Annotated in this window: 16 protein-coding genes; all 16 read right to left on the minus strand. The window is 55.6% G+C overall.

All coding sequences use genetic code 11. The features are described 5' to 3' along the window. Positions 1–13: 13 nt before the first annotated feature. Positions 14–700 (minus strand): class I SAM-dependent methyltransferase, encoded by a 687-nt coding sequence (locus HQL76_03830; GenBank protein ID MBF0108287.1) that lies wholly within the window; start codon positions 698–700, stop codon positions 14–16. Positions 701–770: 70 nt separating this feature from the next. Next, on the minus strand, positions 771–1,568 hold the full coding sequence (locus HQL76_03835; GenBank protein MBF0108288.1) for a class I SAM-dependent methyltransferase: 798 nt from the start codon (positions 1,566–1,568) through the stop codon (positions 771–773). A 23-nt stretch (positions 1,569–1,591) separates the two neighbouring features. Continuing rightward, positions 1,592–2,710, minus strand: coding sequence for a radical SAM protein (locus HQL76_03840; protein MBF0108289.1), 1,119 nt, complete (start codon positions 2,708–2,710; stop codon positions 1,592–1,594). Between the two features lie 13 nt (positions 2,711–2,723). Beyond that, a complete protein-coding gene (locus HQL76_03845; protein ID MBF0108290.1) occupies positions 2,724–4,259 on the minus strand; it encodes a B12-binding domain-containing radical SAM protein in 1,536 nt (511 codons plus the stop codon). Further along, positions 4,256–6,187: an asparagine synthase (glutamine-hydrolyzing) gene (asnB, locus tag HQL76_03850; GenBank protein MBF0108291.1), complete on the minus strand. Its 1,932-nt coding sequence runs from the start codon at positions 6,185–6,187 to the stop codon at positions 4,256–4,258. Before asnB ends, HQL76_03845 begins: the two co-directional genes overlap by 4 nt. A 1-nt stretch (position 6,188) precedes the next feature. Next, positions 6,189–7,901: a hypothetical protein gene (locus HQL76_03855; GenBank protein MBF0108292.1), complete on the minus strand. Its 1,713-nt coding sequence runs from the start codon at positions 7,899–7,901 to the stop codon at positions 6,189–6,191. After that, entirely contained in the window at positions 7,898–8,938 is a 1,041-nt protein-coding gene (locus HQL76_03860) for a glycosyltransferase family 2 protein (GenBank protein ID MBF0108293.1), read from the minus strand. Before HQL76_03860 ends, HQL76_03855 begins: the two co-directional genes overlap by 4 nt. A gap of 176 nt (positions 8,939–9,114) precedes the next feature. Then, positions 9,115–10,110: a methyltransferase domain-containing protein gene (locus HQL76_03865; GenBank protein MBF0108294.1), complete on the minus strand. Its 996-nt coding sequence runs from the start codon at positions 10,108–10,110 to the stop codon at positions 9,115–9,117. Between the two features lie 166 nt (positions 10,111–10,276). After that, positions 10,277–11,155, minus strand: coding sequence for an SPOR domain-containing protein (locus tag HQL76_03870; protein ID MBF0108295.1), 879 nt, complete (start codon positions 11,153–11,155; stop codon positions 10,277–10,279). Positions 11,156–11,166: 11 nt separating this feature from the next. Then, entirely contained in the window at positions 11,167–11,934 is a 768-nt protein-coding gene (locus tag HQL76_03875; GenBank protein ID MBF0108296.1) for a type III pantothenate kinase, read from the minus strand. A 16-nt stretch (positions 11,935–11,950) separates the two neighbouring features. Then, positions 11,951–12,946, minus strand: coding sequence for a biotin--[acetyl-CoA-carboxylase] ligase (locus tag HQL76_03880; GenBank protein ID MBF0108297.1), 996 nt, complete (start codon positions 12,944–12,946; stop codon positions 11,951–11,953). Continuing rightward, positions 12,921–13,751 (minus strand): carboxylating nicotinate-nucleotide diphosphorylase, encoded by an 831-nt coding sequence (gene nadC / locus HQL76_03885; protein MBF0108298.1) that lies wholly within the window; start codon positions 13,749–13,751, stop codon positions 12,921–12,923. Before nadC ends, HQL76_03880 begins: the two co-directional genes overlap by 26 nt. Positions 13,752–13,757: 6 nt before the next feature. Beyond that, positions 13,758–16,553 (minus strand): valine--tRNA ligase, encoded by a 2,796-nt coding sequence (locus tag HQL76_03890; GenBank protein ID MBF0108299.1) that lies wholly within the window; start codon positions 16,551–16,553, stop codon positions 13,758–13,760. Positions 16,554–16,660: 107 nt separating this feature from the next. Further along, positions 16,661–18,739 (minus strand): hypothetical protein, encoded by a 2,079-nt coding sequence (locus tag HQL76_03895; protein MBF0108300.1) that lies wholly within the window; start codon positions 18,737–18,739, stop codon positions 16,661–16,663. A 76-nt stretch (positions 18,740–18,815) separates the two neighbouring features. Further along, positions 18,816–20,090, minus strand: a complete 1,275-nt coding sequence (locus tag HQL76_03900) for a D-alanyl-D-alanine carboxypeptidase (GenBank protein ID MBF0108301.1) — start codon at positions 20,088–20,090, stop codon at positions 18,816–18,818. Between the two features lie 16 nt (positions 20,091–20,106). Then, entirely contained in the window at positions 20,107–20,982 is an 876-nt protein-coding gene (locus tag HQL76_03905; GenBank protein MBF0108302.1) for a septal ring lytic transglycosylase RlpA family protein, read from the minus strand. Between the last annotated feature and the right edge of the window lie 148 nt (positions 20,983–21,130).

Genomic DNA, 21,130 nt, shown 5'->3' on the forward strand with positions numbered 1-21,130 from the left:
TATTCAATCAACTTCATGGTACACGAATATTGACGGCGTAAATAAGATTGACATGGTGAAATGGAACACCTGTTGGATACCAGAACTCGCTGCGATCAGGAAAGAAATGCCGAATGAACGCCAAAAGCTGGGTACACGAATTGACATGATCCCGGGCAACGATATAATCCCAATCAAAACCTTTCTTCATGAAAGTACGCCGTGTCGTCACATATCGTCCCATATTCCATGCCAGACCGCCCTCCGTGGGGATGGCAATGCTCATGATGCCACCTGGCTTGAGGACACGGGTCCACTCCTTCAATACGCGATAAGGTTCGGGAACATGCTCAAGATTGTAGATGGAAATCAATCGGTCAAAAGAGTGGTCCGCCACATCCATATGACGGCAATCCAAAGGGATAAACGTCAGACGGCTGTTTGAGGCATACCGCCTTTGCGCCTGTTCAAGAATGTCCGTATTGACATCGGTCAGAACATATTCATCATATTGATGCCGGACATGGGGAACATGTTCCCCCGCACCGGCGCCGACCTCCAACACGCGACCCAGTTTCATCCCAGGCGTCAAGGGACGTTCCACCAGACGGTGGCCCGCGTTCTGGATGTGCCGAATCAACGAATTTCCCTCATAGAATACCTCATGATAATGCACGGCGAATTCATTTTGATAACGCAACCATACTTTGTCCTCATTCAAGTTTCTTGGACTCATATCATCCCGCCCTTTGATGACCACCATGTTCCATCGTACCCTGCCCCGACTCGATTCACCGTGGACCCGACCGGGCGCCAAGACAGAGAATATGAATATGTCCCTTCATCCATGAGGCCAACAACAGGTCTTCCACGACAAAGAAAAAATGAAGCACCGGAAACAGGGTTCTGTAAAACCTGAACAGCAGACTGTTTTGCACACCCATGATATCGGCGTGTTCCTTGAGGGCATTTTTCTTGAAATAAACCCATTTCAACAGGTCCATGGCCAACTCTGAAAGAAGCACCATGGAAAAACCATGGTAGAGCACCTCCAATGGCAGAGGCATGTACAATGCCTCCAGGTCCGCCCTGGAATAACCCATGCGGAAATGGTATTCCCCCCCCTCGGGATCGTCATGGCCCATGTTGCGCAAACGGCTGGTCGCCCGGATTCCTTCCAGGGCAGGAACCGTGATCAAGATGCGCCCCCCTGGCTTGAGAATCCGCGCCATCTCCTTCAGCGCCGCGGCGTCCAGTCCCTGGGGCAGGTGTTCCAATACCTCGGAACAAATGATCAAATCAAAGCTGGCATCCCGAAAAGCCAGGCGATCCACACGGCCACGGACCATCCAGCCAATCTTCCGCTCCCGGTTGGCCTCCAGCGAGGCCATGTCACAATCAACCCCCACGCATTGATAGCCCTGCCCCAACATCTCGCTGAGGTAACCCAGACCACAGCCCACATCCAGCAAACGCCCCCCTGTCGTCCGCGGCAGAAACCGTTTCAGACGGGCCAAACGCAGCCGGGAATGGATCGAAAAATGAAGAGGATGCGCAGAATGCGCGGATGGGGAGGATGCGCTGGGCATCAAAACCTCCTGAACAGTCCTCGTTAAAGTTTGCAACAGCGCGCACACGCCGGAAACATGCCATTTTTAAGGCGCAGGCGAAATTTTTTCATGGTTTCATTGTTCCATAAATGGAACGGATCCCCCTCCATGACATTCCCCAGTTCCAGATAGATTTTCGAACAGGGATACAACCTGCCATCGGCGTCCAGCAACATGCCGCGCCAGGCAAACAGACATTTGCGCGTGGAATGGAACGGTTCCATGGAATACCAATGCCGGGTCTCCTCCGGTGTCAGATCGGGGGCCCATTGCACCGGGATTCCCGGCAATTCCCGTCCCAGGCGTTCCCGGAAACGGATGATCCGCTCCGCCATGGCGGCCATGGGTTCGGTCTGTACCACCTCGTTGGTATTCGCCTTGACCGCAAAAAGGGCATCGATCACCTTTGGCTGGGCCGCGAACTCGCCAGGCAATAAATAATTGTAATGTTGAATGCGCAGACCATCCAGACCATGCTTTTTGACCAGTTCCACCGCATGATCGATCTCCGTCAACGCCCTGGGGGTAATGGTATAGTTGAGGATGATCTCCGTTTTGCCACGGTTGTCGGCAAACCGGGACAGATTGTCAATGAAATGCCGATAGGCCAAAGGAGAACAGGCCACCCTGGCATGGGATTGGGGATCGCCAAGCAAGGTAAAGTCGATATAATCCAGGCCCAGTTCCACCAAACGTTCCATGACGCCGGGGCGCATCAGGGTGCCATTGGTGAAAATCTGTACCGGCAATCGTTTTGACTTGGCATAGGCGACCATCGCCACCAGATCGGGATGGGTAAACGGTTCCCCGCCCGAAAGAATGACGCAGGGATGTTTGGCGGCGACCCGGTCGATGAACCGCCGATAAACCTCCAAAGGCAGAATATGACGGGTCTTGAGTTCCTCGTGAAAATAACACATCTCGCAACGAATATTGCACTGATGCGTTATGGCGATCGTGACGTTGGTGACCGATTCAATGGGAAACGGATTGAGAAAATAATCCACCGGAAACAACACCGCCTGCTTGAGCACAGTAGAAAGGGGATACATACGCTTGAAATAGCGGATACGCCGATAGACATTGTACATGATCCGCAACCGTTCCCCGAATCCAGGCATGTCCATGGTCCCCTCACTTGCGTTTCCAATGGGAAATCAACCGTATGACCGTGCGATAAAGATAAAACTCCACCATGAAATGATGCAGATTGAATCTTAACCGGAACAGGGCGATGGGTTTGTAAAGGCGGGAGGCCAGGCGTACAAATCGATAGAACAGGGTGTAATTGCCCCTGGATTCCTTGATCAGTTTGTCGTCGATGACAAAAGCGGCCATCTGCAACAGTTTGACCATGTTATCGAAACGGTCGGAATACCAGGGATGGCGTATTTTCCGGACACAGTCGAAGGTATCCATTTCGATCCAATCATCCAGGGTCTTCGGCCCCTGGTAATTGAATCGGTTTTCCGCCTCCTCCAGCATGACCGAACCGGGGATGGGTTTCCAGTCGCTGCCGATACCGAAATAGGCCTGGGGATTTTCCTTGAGCATTTGCAGCACGACATCCTTGGTTTCCACCAGATCGGCATACCGTTCCCCTGGGGTTCCATAGATGAAATTGTAGTGAGGAATCAGGTGTGGATGACGGGCCAGCTTCTGGTTGACGCGCAGAATTTGTTCCCTGGAAATCCCTTTTTGCATCCGTTGCAAAATCCGATCGCTGGCCGACTCCACCCCGACCATGATGACACGTCCCCCAGCCGCCACCATGAGTTCGAGAAATTCATCGTCCATGCGGTCGATTTCATTGATACGCGCCCCGCGAAACTCCAGATGGACATGAATCCCCAACTGGATCATCTTCTCGAAGATGCGCTGCATGCGCTTGATATTGACAAAACTTGTGTCATCGATAATACTTAGATGGGTGACTTCGTAGTGTTTGATCAAATACTGTATGTGTTCGATCACCTCGTCTTCGGGATCCGGCAGCCATTTCTTGCCGTTGATCTCTTTGTACATGGCGGGACTGACGCAAAAGGTGCATTTGTAGGGACAGCCCACGGCGGTAAACAGTGGAAAAAGCCTTTGTTTCTCCCCCTTGTAGACCCGTTGATACCCCTCGTGCCGCACATTGACGAGGTCATAGGGAATATCCCGAAAATTGAGTCGTTCAAAATGACTGGACCGGGGATTGTGTACCGGATGGCCCTGGGCATCCTTGAAGGAAATTCCCTGAATGGCGGAAAAATCTCCATGCCCCGACCTCAAGGCCTCGATGAGTTCGGCCAGCGCCCGGGAACCATCGCCACGTACCAGAAAATCGATGAACGGTTCCGCCACCGTCTCCGGCAACACCGTGGCATGCGGCCCACCCCAGACCACGGGAATGTCGGCATTGAACTCCTTGACATGACGTGAGATTTCCCGGGCACAGTCCAGTGGCAGGCCGGTCATGACCGAAATGCCGACCAGACGAACCCCCTGTTGCAGGATGGGATCGATGACCTTGCGCCAATCCCCCGGTTCCAGACGCAGGTCGATCAGTTTCACATCATATCCGCGTTTTACCGCATCGGTGGCGGCGTAGATGATACTCAACGGCAACTCGACAATGATGGAATCCATACTGCCGAGACGGGGATAAAGAAGAAGGGCATCCATCATGATGCGTGTGACTCCCAAGGTCTGGCATCGTCAATAAAGACCTTGAACCATAACTCCAGCATGGCGATGGCCACCAGTTGGCGATAGGCAAGCATGCTGCCGTGGGAAAACCAGCGAAACAACGCTTCCAGGTAGGTCCACTGGAAAATCCCCCGATTCGCCATCGATTCCTTGTTGAGAAGATCGTGACACCAGAGCAAAAAATGGCTGCGCATCGCCGTCGTCAGGGGCATATAGAAAGCCTGTTTGCCCTTTTCCCGCAAATGTTCGGGGAAACGGCGTTCAATCATGGCCCGCAACACCTCCTTGTTGCGGCTGCGGTTGAATTTGGCCTCCCGAGGCAGATTGAGGGCGAATTCGACCAGGCGGTAGTCAAGAAAAGGGCTGCGGTTTTCCACCGCGTGGGCCATGTTGAGTTTATCCAACCGAAACAGGACACTGAACGGAATCCAATACTTCACATCCAGCAACGAGATCCGGGAAATAAACTCAAACCCGTCCCCATCATCCAGGTCCCGCTCAAAACATTGGGCAAGAGGGACATCATCCCATTGTTGGCGAAACTCCGGAAGAATGGCTGCCATTTTATCTTCCGGGGTCAGGCAGGCGGTAATGTGTTCGTAAAAGTCGCCGAACCGTCCCGCATGGCGCAGGGATTGAACCAGCTTCAGTTTTTCACGCGGACCAAAACGGTCGGGATAATCGAAAAAACGGTCGATCAGCGCCGCGGGCGCCAGACGGGTCAGCCAGGTCAGGGCAGAACGCATCCCAGGCGTCGAGAACAGGGGTTCATGCCGCTGCCGCAGCATCATCAATCGTTGATGAAAATAACCATTGAAAATTTCGTCCGCTCCGTCCCCGGTCAGAACCACCGAAAGTTTTTTCTTCGCCTCCCTGGCCAAAATCCAGGAAGGAAGCGACAACAGGTCACCAAAGGGTTCATCCAGATGGTAGACCATCTCCGGCAATGTATGGAACAGATCCCCTTCAACCGTGATCGGATTGAATTCAAACCCCAAGAAGTCGGCCACCTGTCGCGCCCGGGGATGCTCGTTGTAGCGGTAATCGAAGCCGACGGAAAAAGAAATTTTCTTGCCGCTCATCTGACGACTCATGGACGCAGCGACGGCGGCGGAATCGACGCCACCACTCAAGTAGAGTCCAAGCGGCACGTCGCTTTGCAACCGCAAGCGGACGGCATCATCGAACAATTCCTCGAACCGGTCCACCGTTTCGGGTCCATAACTTGAACCCGGCGACGGCGCGGGATGCCAATACCGGAAAATGCGGATCCGTCCCTCCCGCCGCACCAGCATGTGCGCCGGTTGCAGTTTTTTGAACGATTTAAAAATGGTACGTGGCGCGGGCACATGGCGAAAGGCAAGGTAATGTTCCACCGCGACCGGATCCACCTCACGGGTCATCCACGGAAAGCGCAACAAGGTATGCATTTCCGAGGCGAAAAGAAACCGTGGTCCCTGTTCACCATAATAAAACGGTTTTTTGCCAAACCGATCCACGGCCGCCACCAGTTGACCGGCGCGCCGGTCCCACAGGGCAAAGGCAAACATGCCGTTGACCCCGTCAAGCAACCGCTCTCCCAACTCTTCATAAAGGTGCAACAGCACCTCACAGTCGCTATCGGATACGAAACGATGCCCCCGTTCCTTCAACCCTGCCGTCAGTTGCCGGTAATTGTAGATTTCGCCGTTGGCGACCAAAACCAGGGATCCATCTTCGTTGAACAACGGTTGGTTGCCGGAACTGGACAGGTCGATGATGGTCAGACGCCGGTGTCCCAGGGCCATCCCTTCCTCGCGAAACGCACCCCCGGCATCGGGACCGCGATGGAAGAGGGCCTGGGTCATCGCCGCGAAAAGGGCAAAATCCTCATGATCGGGACTGAACAGCCCTGTTATGCCACACACATCACCCCTCCTTGGCCACCGCATGGACCAGGCGGACTTCCGCCAGGCGCCAGGCGCCATCCAGGACATAGACCTTTTCAAGGTCCAACCGTTCCAACAATTGTGGCAAATGGACGATATTCTCGCCAATGGACCGTTTTTCGATGAAGGAGTGATCCCGGGCTTCCAGAAAATGGATGCGGTTGCCGCGGAGCGGAGTTTTGAACAAAAGCCGGTCCCGGATGCATACCTTCCCTGCGGACAGCTTGAGACGTCGTTCCAGGGTCCAGGGAGCGGACCGCCCCCCCAGATTGGCCGACGATTGATTGAGGGCGCTCCCCTTTCGCCGACGGATCCAATCAATCCCCTTGCGGGTCAGACGCGACCCCAGGGCGGTGGAAGAAGCCAGACGCAATACCAGACGCGCCATGAACGAAGGGATGAATTTCTTGACCCGGGGCAACGGGGCCAACACGAACGGCTGGCCCTGTTCCACCCCGAAATGCAGGTGACGGTCATAGGTCATGTTGGTGGCCGAACCCCGGTCCAGATCGAGGGCGTAGCCAAAATCGGCGACCGAACCCAACGTATCGGGAGAAAACAATCGTGTCACCCCCCCGGCGACCGCGGCAAAAATGCCGGAACCGGCGCCGACATGAAAACGGATCAGGGCCGAATCCTTGAACAGGACCGGTTCCGCCATCGGATCCTCCATCGAGGCCCCCCTGGCCAGGGGAACCGCCTCTCCTTCGGGAGGGGCTATGGTTTGGCGCCTTTGGTAATAATCATGGGCCAGAAGCGTTTGAAACGCCCAGCGCGGCAGGCGCAAATCATCACCCAGCGTATTGGCGAAGCCTTTGAATCCGGTTTCCATCCTTGCGAAACGGTGATAAAGCCAAGCCGCCTGCCGGGAATAAGGCGACAATAAAATCACGGCGATGCGGGAAAGATAGGGATTATGGCAGACGCCATATTCTTCACCGATCGTCAAATCGGGATGAACCCATTGGCAGGCGAATTCGAAAGCGCGGACAAAAGGGGCGATGGCCGACCAGTCGTTCCACAAATCCATGGCCATGGCGACGAATTCCACCGTCAGAAAGGTGTACCCCACATCCATGTGCCCCACCTCGGGAAACCATCCTTCGGTGGTTTGCGTCCGGAGGATGGACTGAAGTTTGTCACGGGCATTTGCGGTCAGGGCGGCATCATCCAGGACATGCCCCGCCCACGCCAGCGCCGCCACGCCGACCGCCTGGTGGTTGGTTTTGAACAAATCCTGCCGTCCCTTCAGCCAGTGCGCGGTCGCGGCCAGTTTTTCCCGGGCATGGCGCACCAGTTCCGGCGGCAATACCCCCCCCACCTCCGCCAGGGTACGGGCCACGGCATGACAGGAGAACGCAGCCGCGGCAAAAGCCCGCTCTCCCTTGTACCATTCGTCCATGGAACCATCGCCATACTGGTTGGCGCACCAGAAACCAAGCTGTGCCGCCACGGTCGCCAACAGTTGCGGATCCCCTCGCCATGGAGAACCGGGATATTCCCGGACATACAGCAGGGCCAAAGGCAGCATCGCCTCCTGACGACGCATGTCGGAAATCTCCGAGGTCTTGTCGCGCCAATAGGCCAGATGCATCGACCCCCACGTCGGCGAAAGGGGATCACGATCCATCTGCCCCATCAATCGCGGTACCGCCCGATAAAGAAATTCGAGGGGCTGCCTCAGGTCCTTCATGAACCGGGCGCTCCAGGTTCCACCGCGGAGGAAACAGGCGGGTTGCACTTTTCCCCGGAATCGAACCCCTCGACACAGCGAATGGGCTTTTGCCCGGCATGGCCCAGATGGAGGTAGAACGTCAATTCTCCCAGCAATCCAAACGCGAGAAACATGAACCCGACCACCATCATGAACGGAGAAAGCAACCAGATGGGATGGGATTGCAGCAGACCTTCCTGATGCCCCATCAAAAAGGAAACAAAATGCATCAGCATGAACACACCGCCCCAAAAGATGGAAAACACGATGCAGATCATGCTATAGGCACCAAAGAAATAGAGCGGCGACTGCACATATCGGGTCAGGAAAAACACCGTGAGAAAATCCATGAGTCCGGTAAACATGCGGCTGGTACCAAACTTGGAACGACCAAAACGCCGTGGCGCATGTTCGATGGGCACCTCGCCGACGCGATAACCCCGATTGGCCATAAGCACCAGGATATAACGATGCAACTGGCCATACAACGGCAATTCCTGCAAGCATTCCCGGCGGATCAACTTGAACCCGCAATTGAAATCCCGGATGGGAATCTTGGAAAACCGGCGCACGATGCGATTGAAAAGACGCGAGGGAAGGGTCTTGGTCAACGGATCCTGGCGATTGAACTTCCATCCCGTCACCACATCCAGATTTTGTTCTCTCATGGCTTGGAGAAGTTTGGGGATCTCTTCCGGTTGATCCTGAAGATCGGTGTCCATCATCACGACCAGTTCATGTTGCGCCAACCCGAAACCCGCCTTCAAGGCATTGGATTTTCCCTGGTTGATCCGGAAATGGACTGCCTTCACGATCCCCGGATGCGCCCGCACCAGTTGGCTGATGATCTCGGTAGAACCATCATGACTGCCATCGTTGATGAAAATCACCTCATGCGGTCCAATATCGTCGAGCACGGGCAACAGCCGCGCCACCAGGGGATCGAGGGTCTGGGCTTCGTTGAAAACCGGAAGTACGACACTGATCCTGGTTTCTTTCAGTTCAGAGTCTGACATATTCATTCCTTGGGGAACCGATGAACGATGAAGTCCGTCTTGACAATCACGCTCCGTTACGGATTTCCCCGACATGGGGAGGCCAGGAACCAGAAAATATATGAACGATCAAAAAAACACCAAGGAAGGAAACCATGACGGAACAATACAGGAAAAAACAACAACCCCACCAAATTTCACGTTCCTGGACGGGAAAGCTGGACGTTGACCATCATGCCCAGATGCCGATCAATCATACGGTACAGGAAACGCGGCATGACCTTGTGCAGGTGAATCGGGCCAAGATAGAGAAATCTGAATGGGAAGTGACTGCGGGACATACGTTCGATACGAAAACTGGAAAACAATTGCCGCAATTCCTCGTTGGTATAAAAACGTCCGATGGGATTGGTCGGACCATCCATGAATCGATAAAATTGCTCGTAATCTTCAGTATGCTGAATACCATCGCGTTTGGCCGGGGCCTTGAGCAGAAGGCGCAAGAAAAAGGTGGCGATGGGAAACAAAACCGGATTGAAGAAGAACAGCTTTCCATACAGGCTGATAAAGGCCGTGCCACCCGGCTTGATGACCCGCCACGCTTCCGCGACTCCTTTCTCCGTGTCCGGAATGTGGTGCAACACGCCAATGGAGGTGACCCGGTCAATGACCCCGGTCTGGAAAGGAAGATATTGGGCATCGGCCATGATCGCCATTCCGTTGGCAAGCCCATAGGTACGCAAGGCTTCCCGGGTGCTGATGGCGGCCTTTTCGGTAAAATCGACCCCCATCGAAAAAGCCCCATGCTTGGCCGCTTGTTTGACCACCCATCCAGAGCCGGAACCAATATCCAAGGTAACCAACCCGTGAAGGCTCGCAAAACGGTATTCATCCATGCAGAACATGTCCACCTCTTCCTGGCGCCACACATCCTGGGCCTCATAATATTCCCTGGAATAAAGGGGATTGGTGGCCTCATATTGAAAATGAGGGCTGTCCTCCCAATGTTCCTTGGCCTGGGCCAGCAAAGAATCGTCCACCGTGAGAAAGCGGGGAATGTCGTCGATGATGGGATAGTCTCGCCGACATGAATCGCAGGAATAACGCCTGCTCTGTGGCGTGTCAACCAGGGTCAACGTTCCCTTGCATTGTGGACACGCGATCCATTGGGTGACTTTTTGAAAATCGAACATACCATTACCTTTCGACGGACCCGGAGAGGTAGGTGAACCAGTTCTTTGATCAACGGTATTCCTGTAAAAAGGCAGAACATCATTTTTTCGGAAGATCTTACTTGGCAATACTTCCCATACTCCTGGGAAATGGATTCGTTGTCAACTTCTTCAAACACCGTTCGGATCAATTTTCGGTCTGCCCCATGGCATCCGGGTCCCAGGATTTGATCACCGGAACCGCCAGGCCCAGTTTGGCGACCCGCTCGCTCATCCGCCGGGCTTCATCCTTGGAAACATAGGGACCAAAAAACACCTTCTTGACCGGCATGTCCGCCTCGATCTTGACCATGCGCAACGGTTTGACCCCCAGGGTCTGCGCCTTTTCCATGTCATGAACCGCAAACCCCAGCAGCAACGACCGACTCAAGGAAAGAATGAATCCTTCCCAGGTCTCCTCCACCGCGACATCATATCCATTGCTCTTGAGGACCGTCTCCATGACCTTGGCATCCTCCAACCGGGAGTACGGTCCCGCCTGCACATTGTTCAATCGGACACTCTCCTCCTTCACACCCACCCGCGGTTCGAGTCCATTCTCCCGCATGCGGGTCAGGAGGCTCTCCATCCCCATCTCCAGAACAAAACTGCCCACCTGAACGACATAACGTCCATGTTCTTCATCGACTCTGGCGACCACTTTCTTTTCGGGCCTGGCAGTCTCCGCGGGAGGCGGCGTCACCGGTGGTTCTTTTTTTTCGTCCTTCACCGGGGGAACGGGTACCGGCTCCAAAACCTTCACCTCCGGTTTTGGTTTTTCCATGGCCGGCCTGGCCGCGACAGTCGCCTTGGCCGCATCCTTTCCGACCGGTTCACCAATGACCCGGGCCGTGGCAATGTCCGGCAGAGGATACCGTTTTCCAGGCATCAGGGGACCCGACCAGACCTCCGTATCGGGCGTTGACGATAAAATCAGTTTGCTGAAGTAGCCCAGATTACCCATCAACAGCAACAAGGCCATCGTCCAGGCAAACAATCCCATGATTCCGGAAACACGAGAAGACACGCTGACTTCCTTTAACAGTTCCGCTCGTACAGCAGTCGCAGACCGTTCAACGTCAAAAATTCATCGACCATCTCCACCCGCTTGCTCTCGGTCGCCATCAAACGCGCCAGCCCACCCGTGGCAATCACCCGGACGGGCGCATATCCCGATTCCTCGATCATCCGGTCGATCAATCCATCGACCAACCCCACATAGCCCCAGAACAATCCCGACTGCATCGATCCGACCGTATCCCTGCCGACGACCACCTTGGGTTTGGCCAGCTCGATCCGGGGCAGTTTTGCCGTTTTCTCCGACAACGCATCCATCGACAGCCCCAATCCCGGCGCGATCGCCCCCCCCATGTAATCGCCGTTCGGACCCACCAGATCGAATGTCGTCGCCGTCCCGAAATCGACGACGATCGCCGCCGCCTTCAGGGAATCGAACGCCGCCACCGCATTGACGATGCGATCCGCTCCCACCTCGCGCGGATTGTTGTAGCGTATGGTCATCCCCGTCTTGATGCCCGGCCCCACGATCATCGGATGAATATTCAGATACCGCTTCAACGCCCGCACCAGGGCCGATTGGATCGGAGGGACGACACTCGCCAGAATGACGGCCTTCACCTCCCGCGCCGGCAGGTCGGTCAGATGAAACAGGTTGACGATCAGAATGCCATATTCATCCCCCGTCTGCGCCACCCGCGTCGCCAGACGCCAATGACGGATCAGGTTTTCCCCCTCGTAGACACCAAGGACCACATTGGTATTGCCAACGTCGATGACAAGTAGCATATTTTTGGTTTTTTCCCTATAGGGGCATGACATCGCCCGCGATCACCCGAGTCGGACGCTCATCCCCCGAACGCTGGACGAGCAGAAATCCTTCCGAATCCATATCCACTGCCCTGCCCGAAAACTGCTCTGCAATCAGATTGACCCGGACCTCCTTGCCACGAATCCCCGACCGTTCGATCCAGGCCTCCCGAATCGCGCCGAACCCATGGTTTAAATAATGCCCATACCATTGTTCGAACCTGAAAAGAAAATCGGCCAACAACGGGGCGCGCTTGATCGTTTTTTGTGAATGATCATGAATCGAACGGGCAATGAGCCCGATCTGGGGTGAAAAAACGGGACTCCCGGCATTGACATTCAACCCGACCCCGACGACCACATGATGCACCCGGCCCTCTTCGGCAGCCATTTCGGTCAGAATGCCCGCCAGTTTTCCGCCCCCGAGCAACAGGTCGTTGGGCCATTTGATCTCCACCCCCTGGACCCCCGCCGCCGTGACCGTTTCGGCAAGCGCCAATCCCGAGATCAGGGTCATCTGTGCCGTATGACGCGGTTCGACCTCGGGTCGCAGGATCATCGAAAAATAAAGATTCACCCCCGCCGGCGATTCCCACACCCGTCCCAACCGGCCACGGCCATGGGTCTGGCGGTCGGCGACGACCACCGTCCCCTCCGGCGCCCCCGCCAACGCCATCCGCGCCGCCTGGACGTTGGTGGAATCGGTCTCGGGCAGATAATGATAGCGCTCCCCCCGGAACATCGTCCCACGCAACAACCCACCGATCATTTCCCGGGTCAGGGTATCCGGAACATCGTTCAACATATAGCCCTTTCCCGCCATCGACAATACCGTGAACCCCGTCCGACGCAATACCTCGATCCGTTTCCAGACCGCCGCCCGGCTGATCCCCAGCCTTCGTCCGATTTCAGCGCCCGAAAGAGGCCGATCCATGTGGCGGCGCAATAAGGTCAACAGATCGGTATCACATCGTGACGAGGAGAGAGACATCCTTGCTGCCCGCGCTGTGGGTGATGGCGCCAATGGAAATCAAATCGACGCCCGTTTGCGCGACCGCGCGGACATTGGACAACGTTATATTGCCACTCGCTTCCAACAACGCCTTCCCCCCGGCAATGGCCACTGCCTTCTCCAGGGTTTCCAGATTCATGTTGTCCAGCAGAATGATCCGCGCCCCCGCGTCCAGGGCCTCCCGCAATTGATCCAGGGTTTCGACCTCGATCTCGACCCCATGCAGATGACTGACCGCCTCGTAGGCTTTTTTGAGCGCCATGGAGATGCCACCCGCCAGGGCGATATGGTTTTCCTTGATCAATACCCCATCATCCAGGCCAAACCGATGATTGTAACCGCCACCGATGCGCACCGCATATTTCTGCAACAGCCGCAATCCCGGCGTCGTCTTGCGCGTGTCGCAAATCCGCGCCCGGGTCCCCTCGACCTGCTCCACATATCGCCGCGTCAAGGTTGCCACCGCCGACAGGTTCTGGAAAAAATTAAGCGCCACCCGCTCCCCGGCAAGGATTCCCCGGGCCGGGCCATGAATGGTGCAAATCCGGTTTCCTGCCAGGACGCCCTCGCCATCGGGCCGTTCCGGCAGGATCCGAATTCGCGGATCGACCGCGCGAAAGACCTCCGAAATCACCGGCAGACCACAGACCACCATGTCTTCCTTGGCAACCAGCTCCGCTTCCGCCTTCTGACCCGGGGAAACCAACGCATTCGTCGTAATATCTCCCCGGCCAAGATCCTGACTCAGGGCAATGGTGACGATGTCCAACCAGGGAGGATTCATCATGTCTTAACTCCGCATCCGTTCCAGGCGCCGCAGCGCCTCCTTCATTTCATGGATTTTTTCCTTGAGTTCCCCTTCCTTGGCCCGTTCCTTCGTTACGACCTCGGGGTTTGCCCGCGACAGGAACGAAGGGTTGGCCAATTTTTTCTCGACCTGCTCCAAATCCCGTGCCAGTTTCTCCGATCCCTTCAGTAAACGCGCCATTTCCGCATCGACATCCATCAACCCCGCCAATGGAATGTAAAGACGCAGATCTCCCACGACCCCGGTCGCGTTTTCCCCCTCGGGAACCTCATTCTCCCGCGTCCATCGGTCGATTCGCGCCAACACCGAAATGATGCGCTCATGCCGCTTCAAGCGTTGGATGATCGACTCCTCCCCCAGGACCACCAGCGGCAGCCCCTTGCCCGGCGGCAATTCCAGTTCGGCGCGTATCGTCCGAACCGTCGTCACCACTTCGATCACCCAATCCATTTCCCGCTCGATGGCCTCTTCCTCGGCATCAAGCCCTTCCGCCTCGGGCCACGAAGCCAACATGATCGAACTCCCGGCACATCCGGCCCTCGAAGCCACCCGCAACCAGAGTTCCTCGGTAATGAACGGCATCAGGGGATGCAACAGGCGCAATGACGTTTCCAACACCTCCAGCATGGTCGAACGGGTCATGTCCCGGGTCTCTTCCGCGATCCCATCGCCATACAGGACCGGCTTGACCATCTCCAGGTACCAGTCACAATAGACACCCCACAAAAATTGATAGATATGGTGGGCATAATCGTTGAAACGGTACTCCTCGATCGCCCGGCGGACCGCTTCGGTCACCCGTTTCAACCGCGCCCTGATCCATCGGTCGGGGATGGAGGCAACCCCTGCCACAACCAGGACCCGTTCGCTTCCCTCGTGCGAATTCATCAACACAAACCGGCTCGCGTTCCACAATTTATTACAAAAATTGCGGTATCCTTCAATCCGGCCAAGATCAAACTTGATGTCCCGTCCCTGGGTCGCGAGACTGGCCATCGTGAAGCGCAACGCATCGGCGCCGTAGGGAGGAATCCCCCGAGGAAATTCCCGACGGGTCGCCTTTTCGATCCGTTCGGCCAGATGCGGCTGCATCATGTCCCGCGTCCTCTTGGCCACCAGCGACTCCAGATCGATCCCGTCGATCAGGTCCAGGGGATCCAGAATGTTCCCCTTGGACTTGCTCATCTTGTTGCCCTCCGCATCGCGGATCAACCCGGTGATGTAGACGTCACGAAAAGGAACCTCTTCGGTAAATTCCAGCCCCATCATGATCATCCGGGCGACCCAGAAAAAAATGATGTCAAATCCGGTGACCAGGCAGTTGGTCGGGTAGAACGTCTTGAGTTCCTCCGTCGCCCCAGGCCATCCCAGGGTCGAAAACGGCCAGAGCGCCGATGAAAACCAGGTATCCAACACGTCCGGGTCACGTTCCAGATGCACCGGCGATCCATAGTGTTCCGCCGCCAGTTCATAGACCGTCTCTTCGCAATTGCACACGAACAGATGACCATCGGGGCCATACCAGGCGGGAATGCGATGCCCCCACCAGATCTGACGCGATATGCACCAGTCCTGAATGTTGCGCATCCATTCGAAGTAGGTTTTCTCCCAGTGGGCCGGAACCAGCCGGATCCGCCCCTCCTCCACCGCCGCGATCGCCTTTTGCGCCAACGGCGCCACCCGGACAAACCATTGATCGGTCAACAACGGTTCGATCACCGATCGCGACCGGTCCCCCCGGGGAACCATGAGTTCATGCGGTTCCACTTTTTCCAGCAATCCCAGCGATTCCAGATCGGCGACCACCCGGCGACGCGCTTCATATCGATCCAGTCCACGATAGACCTCGGGGGCGTTTTCGTTGATCGTGGCATCGGCGGCCAAGACACTGATCACCGGCAAATGATGACGTTCACCGATGGCATGGTCGTTGAAATCGTGGCCGGGGGTGATCTTGACGCACCCGGACCCGAATTCGGGATCGACATGGTCATCGGCAATGATCGGAATCAGACGACCGGTCAATGGCAACGTCACCATGGCACCGACCAACCCTTTGTAGCGCTCATCCTCCGGATGAACCGCCACCGCCGTATCCCCCAGCATCGTCTCCGGACGGGTCGTCGCCACCACCAAAAATCCCGAACCATCCGCCAGAGGATAGCGCAAATGCCACAGATGGCCCGCCTCCTTCTCCGACAACACCTCCAGATCCGATACCGCCGTCCGCAACACCGGATCCCAATTGACCAACCTTTTTCCCCGATAGATCAAACCCGCTTCATACAGACGGACAAAAACCTCGGTAACCGCATGCGACAGCTCCCGATCCATGGTAAACCGTTCGCGGCTCCAGTCGCAGGATGCCCCCAACCGGCGCAGTTGACCGACAATCGTCCCCCCCGATTGCCCCTTCCACTGCCACACCCGCGCCTCGAAGGCCTCGCGCCCCAGATCATGCCGGCTCTTTCCCTCCGCCTCCAGTTGCCGCTCCACCACCATCTGGGTGGCAATCCCGGCATGGTCGGTCCCTGGCTGCCACAGCGTCCGGTCCCCCCGCATCCGATGATAACGGGTCAGGGCATCCATGATGGTGTCCTGAAAAGCATGCCCCATGTGCAGGCTTCCCGTCACGTTCGGTGGCGGAATCATGATGCAATAGGGGGCTCCCCGCCCATTCAGGTCGGGAGTGAAATACCCCCGCTCCTCCCATATCCGATAAAGCCGCTTCTCGACACCCGAGGGATCATACGTCTTTGAAAGTTCCGATTCCGACATTGCGTTTCAATCCATCCGCTACAGTGTTCGTTCCATGGAACGTCTTCCCTGAAAAACAACCCCACTTCGTCCCATATCCATCCGTGGCGCCCATCCCCATGCCAGAATCAATCCAGCTCACGGATCCGGTCAAGTTCCTCGCGTACAACCTCCTCAATCAGTCCAGGCAACAGGCGTTGCACCATGGATGCGACCATCTCACGCACCAACTCCTCGACCTGGCCACCATACAGTTCCTCCAACGACCGGGAAGTCACCGCCTCCGCTCCATCTCCCGCCACACCATCCAAACGAGAAAGAACACTCCATGGTTTTTCTTCTTCTTTTAAAAGTTTTTCTTCCAGAGGCTCTTCCTCCAGGGATGCTTCTTTTAAAAGTTTCTCTTCCAGAGGTTCCTCCTCAAGGGGTTCTTCCTCAAGGGATTCTTCTTTTGGAAGTTTCTCTTCCGGCGGTTCTTCCTCCAGGGATGCTTCTTTTAAAAGTTTCTCTTCCGGCGGTTCTTTCTCAAGGGATTTTTCCTCCAGAGAGTCTTCCTCAAGGGATTCTGCCTCAAGGGATGCTTCTTCTGAAAGTTCTTCTTCAAGAGATTCTTCTTTCAAAAGTTCCTCTTCCAGAGATTCTCCCTCCAGGGGGGGGGCTTCTAATAGTTTCTTCTCAAGATCCTCATCCGGAAATTCTTCTTTTAGAAGATCCTCCTCCAAGGATTCTTCTTTCAGAGATTCCTCTTTCAGAGATTCCTCTTTCAGAGATTCCTCTTCCAAGGATTCCTCTTCCAAGGATTCCTCTTCCAAGGGTTTCTCTTCCAAGGATTCCTCTTCCAAGGGTTCCTCTTCCAGAGATTCCTCTTCCAGAGGTTCCTCTTCCAAGGGTTCCTCTTCCAGAGATTCCTCTTCCAGAGGTTCCTCCTCCAAGGACTCTTCTTCCAGGGATTCCTCTTCCAGAGGTTCCTCCTCCAAGGACTCTTCTTCCAGGGATTCCTCTTCCAGAGGTTCCTCCTCCAAGGACTCTTCTTCCAGGGATTCCTCTTCCAGAGGTTTCTCCTCCAAGGATTCTTCTTCCAGAGATTCCTCCTCCAAGGACTCTTCTTTCAGAGATTCCTCTTCCAGAGGTTCCTCCTCCAAGGACTCTTCTTTCAGAGATTCCTCTTCCAAGGACTCTTCTTTCAGAGATTCCTCTTCCAGCGGTTCCTCCTCCAAGGATTCTTCTTCTGAAAGTCCTTCTTCAAGAGATTCCTCTTCAAGAGATTCCTCTTCAAGAGATTCTTCCTCCAGGGATTTTTCTTTTAATAGTTTTTCCTCCAGAGATTCCTCATCCGGGGATTCTTCCAGAGGGAAAGTATCCTGCTCCGAGGGTTCGGGAATGAAGGTTGCTTCCTTTTCGATCGGGATTTCCGATTTCCCCCCAGGAGGGGTTTCATTTTCTTCTTCCACATCGAGCGGCGGCGGATTTTCGATGGCGGCGTCAAGGAGTTCCAGATCATCCTCGTCCGCGGCGTCAAGGAGGACGGTCTCCTCCTCACCGACGCCGATGGCGGATTCATCCTCCTTCGATAATTCTCCGGAAAGGGATGAAAGGTCTTCCCAATCACCGGGTTGCGAAACCAGCTTCACCCCCGGTTCACCGGAATCCTCCGCCCCGATCGGTTCCATCAAGAGGTGTTCTTCCCCATCGGTATCCTCATTGGAAAGAAGAGCCATCATTTCGTCATCGATCGCTTCCCGTTCCATGGCGGTCATGTCCGGAGCATCCTTGGCCGATTCCATGACCGCGGCGATATTGACCGGGGTGGGAAAATCGATTTCCATTCCGGTCAGGTCGAGAATATCATCATCTTCATCCATCACCGGGACCGGGTCGCCGGAAGCGGATTGGGGTATCGCACCCGCTTCGGGATCTTCGGGACCGGAATGGATTGGAGAATCGACCTCGGAGGGGGGCGAAGGGGAGACATTCTCCGCGAATTCCTCGCTGTCCAACATGCTCTCCAGTGAATTGAGGACCTCCTCCATGGAAGGGACCGGAGGGATGTCGGCGGGAAGAGAATCGGGAATGACGCTCCTGGACTCCGTTGCGGAAGGTTCCAGACTGTCGGCCAGTTCGACCTTTTTCAGGGGGGATTTTTTTCGGCTCGCGGTCCCCTCGGTTTTCTTGACCGACCTGGGTTTGGTGTCCTTGATGGCGGCCATTTTTCCTCTTTCATCCCACCGGGGGATCGTCTGGAGACCCGAAATCGTCCTTCACATCGGTCCGATCGGTGATCAATCACCATCCAAAATACAGACGGACGGTATCCATCAAATTGCCAATGAATCCTCCCGAGGGAAGTTCCCTGGATGCCACAACAGGACGATTGAGCAATTCCTGGCCCTTGAATTTAACGATCACCGAGCCGATCTGCTGTCCCTTTTCCAGTGGGGCGAAGATGGGATCTTCATAGACCATCCCGACCTCCAGGCTGTTTCTTTCCTTTCTGGGGATGGTCACCACGATCGGCTTGTCCACCGTGGCATCGACGAAGTCCTCCGCCCCCTTCCAGATGCGAAGGCTGCGAATCAAAGCCCCCGGTTCGTAGACGCGCACGGTTTCGAACATGCGGTTGCCATAACGCAGGAGACGCAGGGCATCCTCCTCGCGCACCTTGCTGCCCGTCGAACCGAGAATGACGGCGGAAAGCCGCTGTCCCTCCTTCTCGCTGGTGGCGACCAGACAATAACCCGCCTCGCGGGTATGACCGGTCTTGAGGCCGGTGATGGAAGGGTCCCGCCACAAAAGACGGTTGCGGTTGTACTGCTGGATGCCGCTGAAGGTGTACTGCTTCTCCTTGACGAAGTAGCTGTACTCGGGATAGCGGTTCATGATGGCACTTGCAAGTTTGAACAGGTCGCGGGCGCTGGTGTAGTGGTTGGGATCGGGCAATCCGGTAGGATTCATGAAGTGGGAGTTGGTCAATCCCAATTCCTTGGCCCTGGCGTTCATCATGTCGATGAACCCCGCCTCCGATCCCCCCAGGTGTTCCGCCACCACGACGCAGGCATCGTTGCCGCTCTGCACCGCAATCCCGCGGATCAAATCATCGACCTTGATTTCATCGCCAACCTTGACGAAGGTCTTCGATCCCGCAGTCCGCCACGCCTTTTCACTGACCGGAAGTTTCTGTTCCAGATTCATGTCCCCTTTCGCCAGGGCCTCGTAGATCAGATACAGCGTCATGATCTTGGTCAGAGAGGCGGGTGGCACCACCTTGTCGGGGTCCTTCTCGAACATGATCACGCCGGTATCGAGGTCACCAAGAATCGCCGACGTGGCGCGAATGTCGAGTGCGTTGCGATCGGGTTCGACCGCGGAAGAAGACCAGGGAAGAAGACAGAACGTCAAAAACAGCGTTGACAGTATGATGATTGGCACGACGAAAACCCCTCGGATGCAAGGGTCCCTGTTGATCGAGGTTTTTCCCTGCCAGGCAGTCCGGGCCTGGCCCCAAACCAGATTGTTTTCGGTGCGCATGGCGATGGCCGGTTTCGAACCGGTTCCAGCCATTGACCGCGTGGCCGTATCATTCGGAAACGATCCTGGATTTTTTCAAACCAAGGTTGGACAGTCGGGCCAGCATGACATCGGCGCCAAGCGGAGAGGGAAACGGACCCACCAAAACCCTGAAATAGCTGTCGCCATTCTTGGTACCCGCACGAACATGGGTCTTTCCGGTCGATTGTATCCGGTTGGCGAGACTTGCCGCGTTTTCACGCGAACGAAAGGCGCCAACCTGGACAAAGAAGGTATGCTCTGAATCCCGACGTTTATTTTGGACCTTTCCGGTTTCGTTATGCAAGTCCTGTTGGTTCTTTTGTTCTGTTTTTAACCGGTTGGCAAAGAGGCGCCGCCGATTTTGACTGTAGGGATGATCACTCGGCAGGGGATCGGCGAAGCCCAGAGCCTCGATGCGCACCTTTGCCGTCCCCTTGTCGAGAAACTGCAATTCCCGGGCAGCCGACTTGGAAAGGTCGATGATCCGGTCGCCGATGAACGGACCACGATCGTTGACCCGGATGGTGGTCCAACGACCGTTGTCCAGGTTCGTCACCCGGACCGTCATGGGAAGGGGCAGGGTCTTGTGCGCCCCGGTCATGCCGTACATGTCGAAAAATTCACCATTGGCGGTATCTTCTCCATGAAAATTGGGACCATACCAGGAAGCAATCCCCTCGGCGACAAAATTTTCCGCATCGTCCCGGGACATCGGAAAGTAGGTCCGACCGTTGATCGTATAGGGATTGCCGGTCTTGACATGATCAAGATTCTTTTGTTTCGCCGGAGCGGGAGGTTCAAGCTCGGAGACATCCTCCCGAGGCAAACTCTGACACCCCGCGATCAGCAGGCAGCACACCACCGTCACAATCCGGGTCCAATCGAAGGAATACTTGTTTGTCATCGTGCATCCTCTTCAAGGCCATCGGTCCGTCGAATTCCCGTGACTTTCGGGGCGACCACCCATGTGCCGCATGGAAATTAAAGCACTTTTGAAAATTATAGCAAGTCAAAGCAAATTTTGTTCCAAAAAAAGATCCATCACCACGCCT

The organism is Magnetococcales bacterium (assembly GCA_015228815.1).
Taxonomy (GTDB): Bacteria; Pseudomonadota; Magnetococcia; order Magnetococcales; family UBA8363; genus UBA8363.

Coding starts and splice junctions, on each gene's coding strand:
- HQL76_03835 (MBF0108288.1), bottom strand. CDS start 1,568: ATGCCCAGCGCATCCTCCCCATCCGCGCATTCTGCGCATCCTCTTCAT.
- HQL76_03840 (MBF0108289.1), bottom strand. CDS start 2,710: ATGCCTGGATTCGGGGAACGGTTGCGGATCATGTACAATGTCTATCGG.
- HQL76_03845 (MBF0108290.1), bottom strand. CDS start 4,259: ATGATGGATGCCCTTCTTCTTTATCCCCGTCTCGGCAGTATGGATTCC.
- HQL76_03855 (MBF0108292.1), bottom strand. CDS start 7,901: ATGAAGGACCTGAGGCAGCCCCTCGAATTTCTTTATCGGGCGGTACCG.
- HQL76_03860 (MBF0108293.1), bottom strand. CDS start 8,938: ATGTCAGACTCTGAACTGAAAGAAACCAGGATCAGTGTCGTACTTCCG.
- HQL76_03865 (MBF0108294.1), bottom strand. CDS start 10,110: ATGTTCGATTTTCAAAAAGTCACCCAATGGATCGCGTGTCCACAATGC.
- HQL76_03875 (MBF0108296.1), bottom strand. CDS start 11,934: ATGCTACTTGTCATCGACGTTGGCAATACCAATGTGGTCCTTGGTGTC.
- HQL76_03880 (MBF0108297.1), bottom strand. CDS start 12,946: ATGTCTCTCTCCTCGTCACGATGTGATACCGATCTGTTGACCTTATTG.
- nadC (MBF0108298.1), bottom strand. CDS start 13,751: ATGAATCCTCCCTGGTTGGACATCGTCACCATTGCCCTGAGTCAGGAT.
- HQL76_03890 (MBF0108299.1), bottom strand. CDS start 16,553: ATGTCGGAATCGGAACTTTCAAAGACGTATGATCCCTCGGGTGTCGAG.
- HQL76_03895 (MBF0108300.1), bottom strand. CDS start 18,739: ATGGCCGCCATCAAGGACACCAAACCCAGGTCGGTCAAGAAAACCGAG.
- HQL76_03900 (MBF0108301.1), bottom strand. CDS start 20,090: ATGGCTGGAACCGGTTCGAAACCGGCCATCGCCATGCGCACCGAAAAC.
- HQL76_03905 (MBF0108302.1), bottom strand. CDS start 20,982: ATGACAAACAAGTATTCCTTCGATTGGACCCGGATTGTGACGGTGGTG.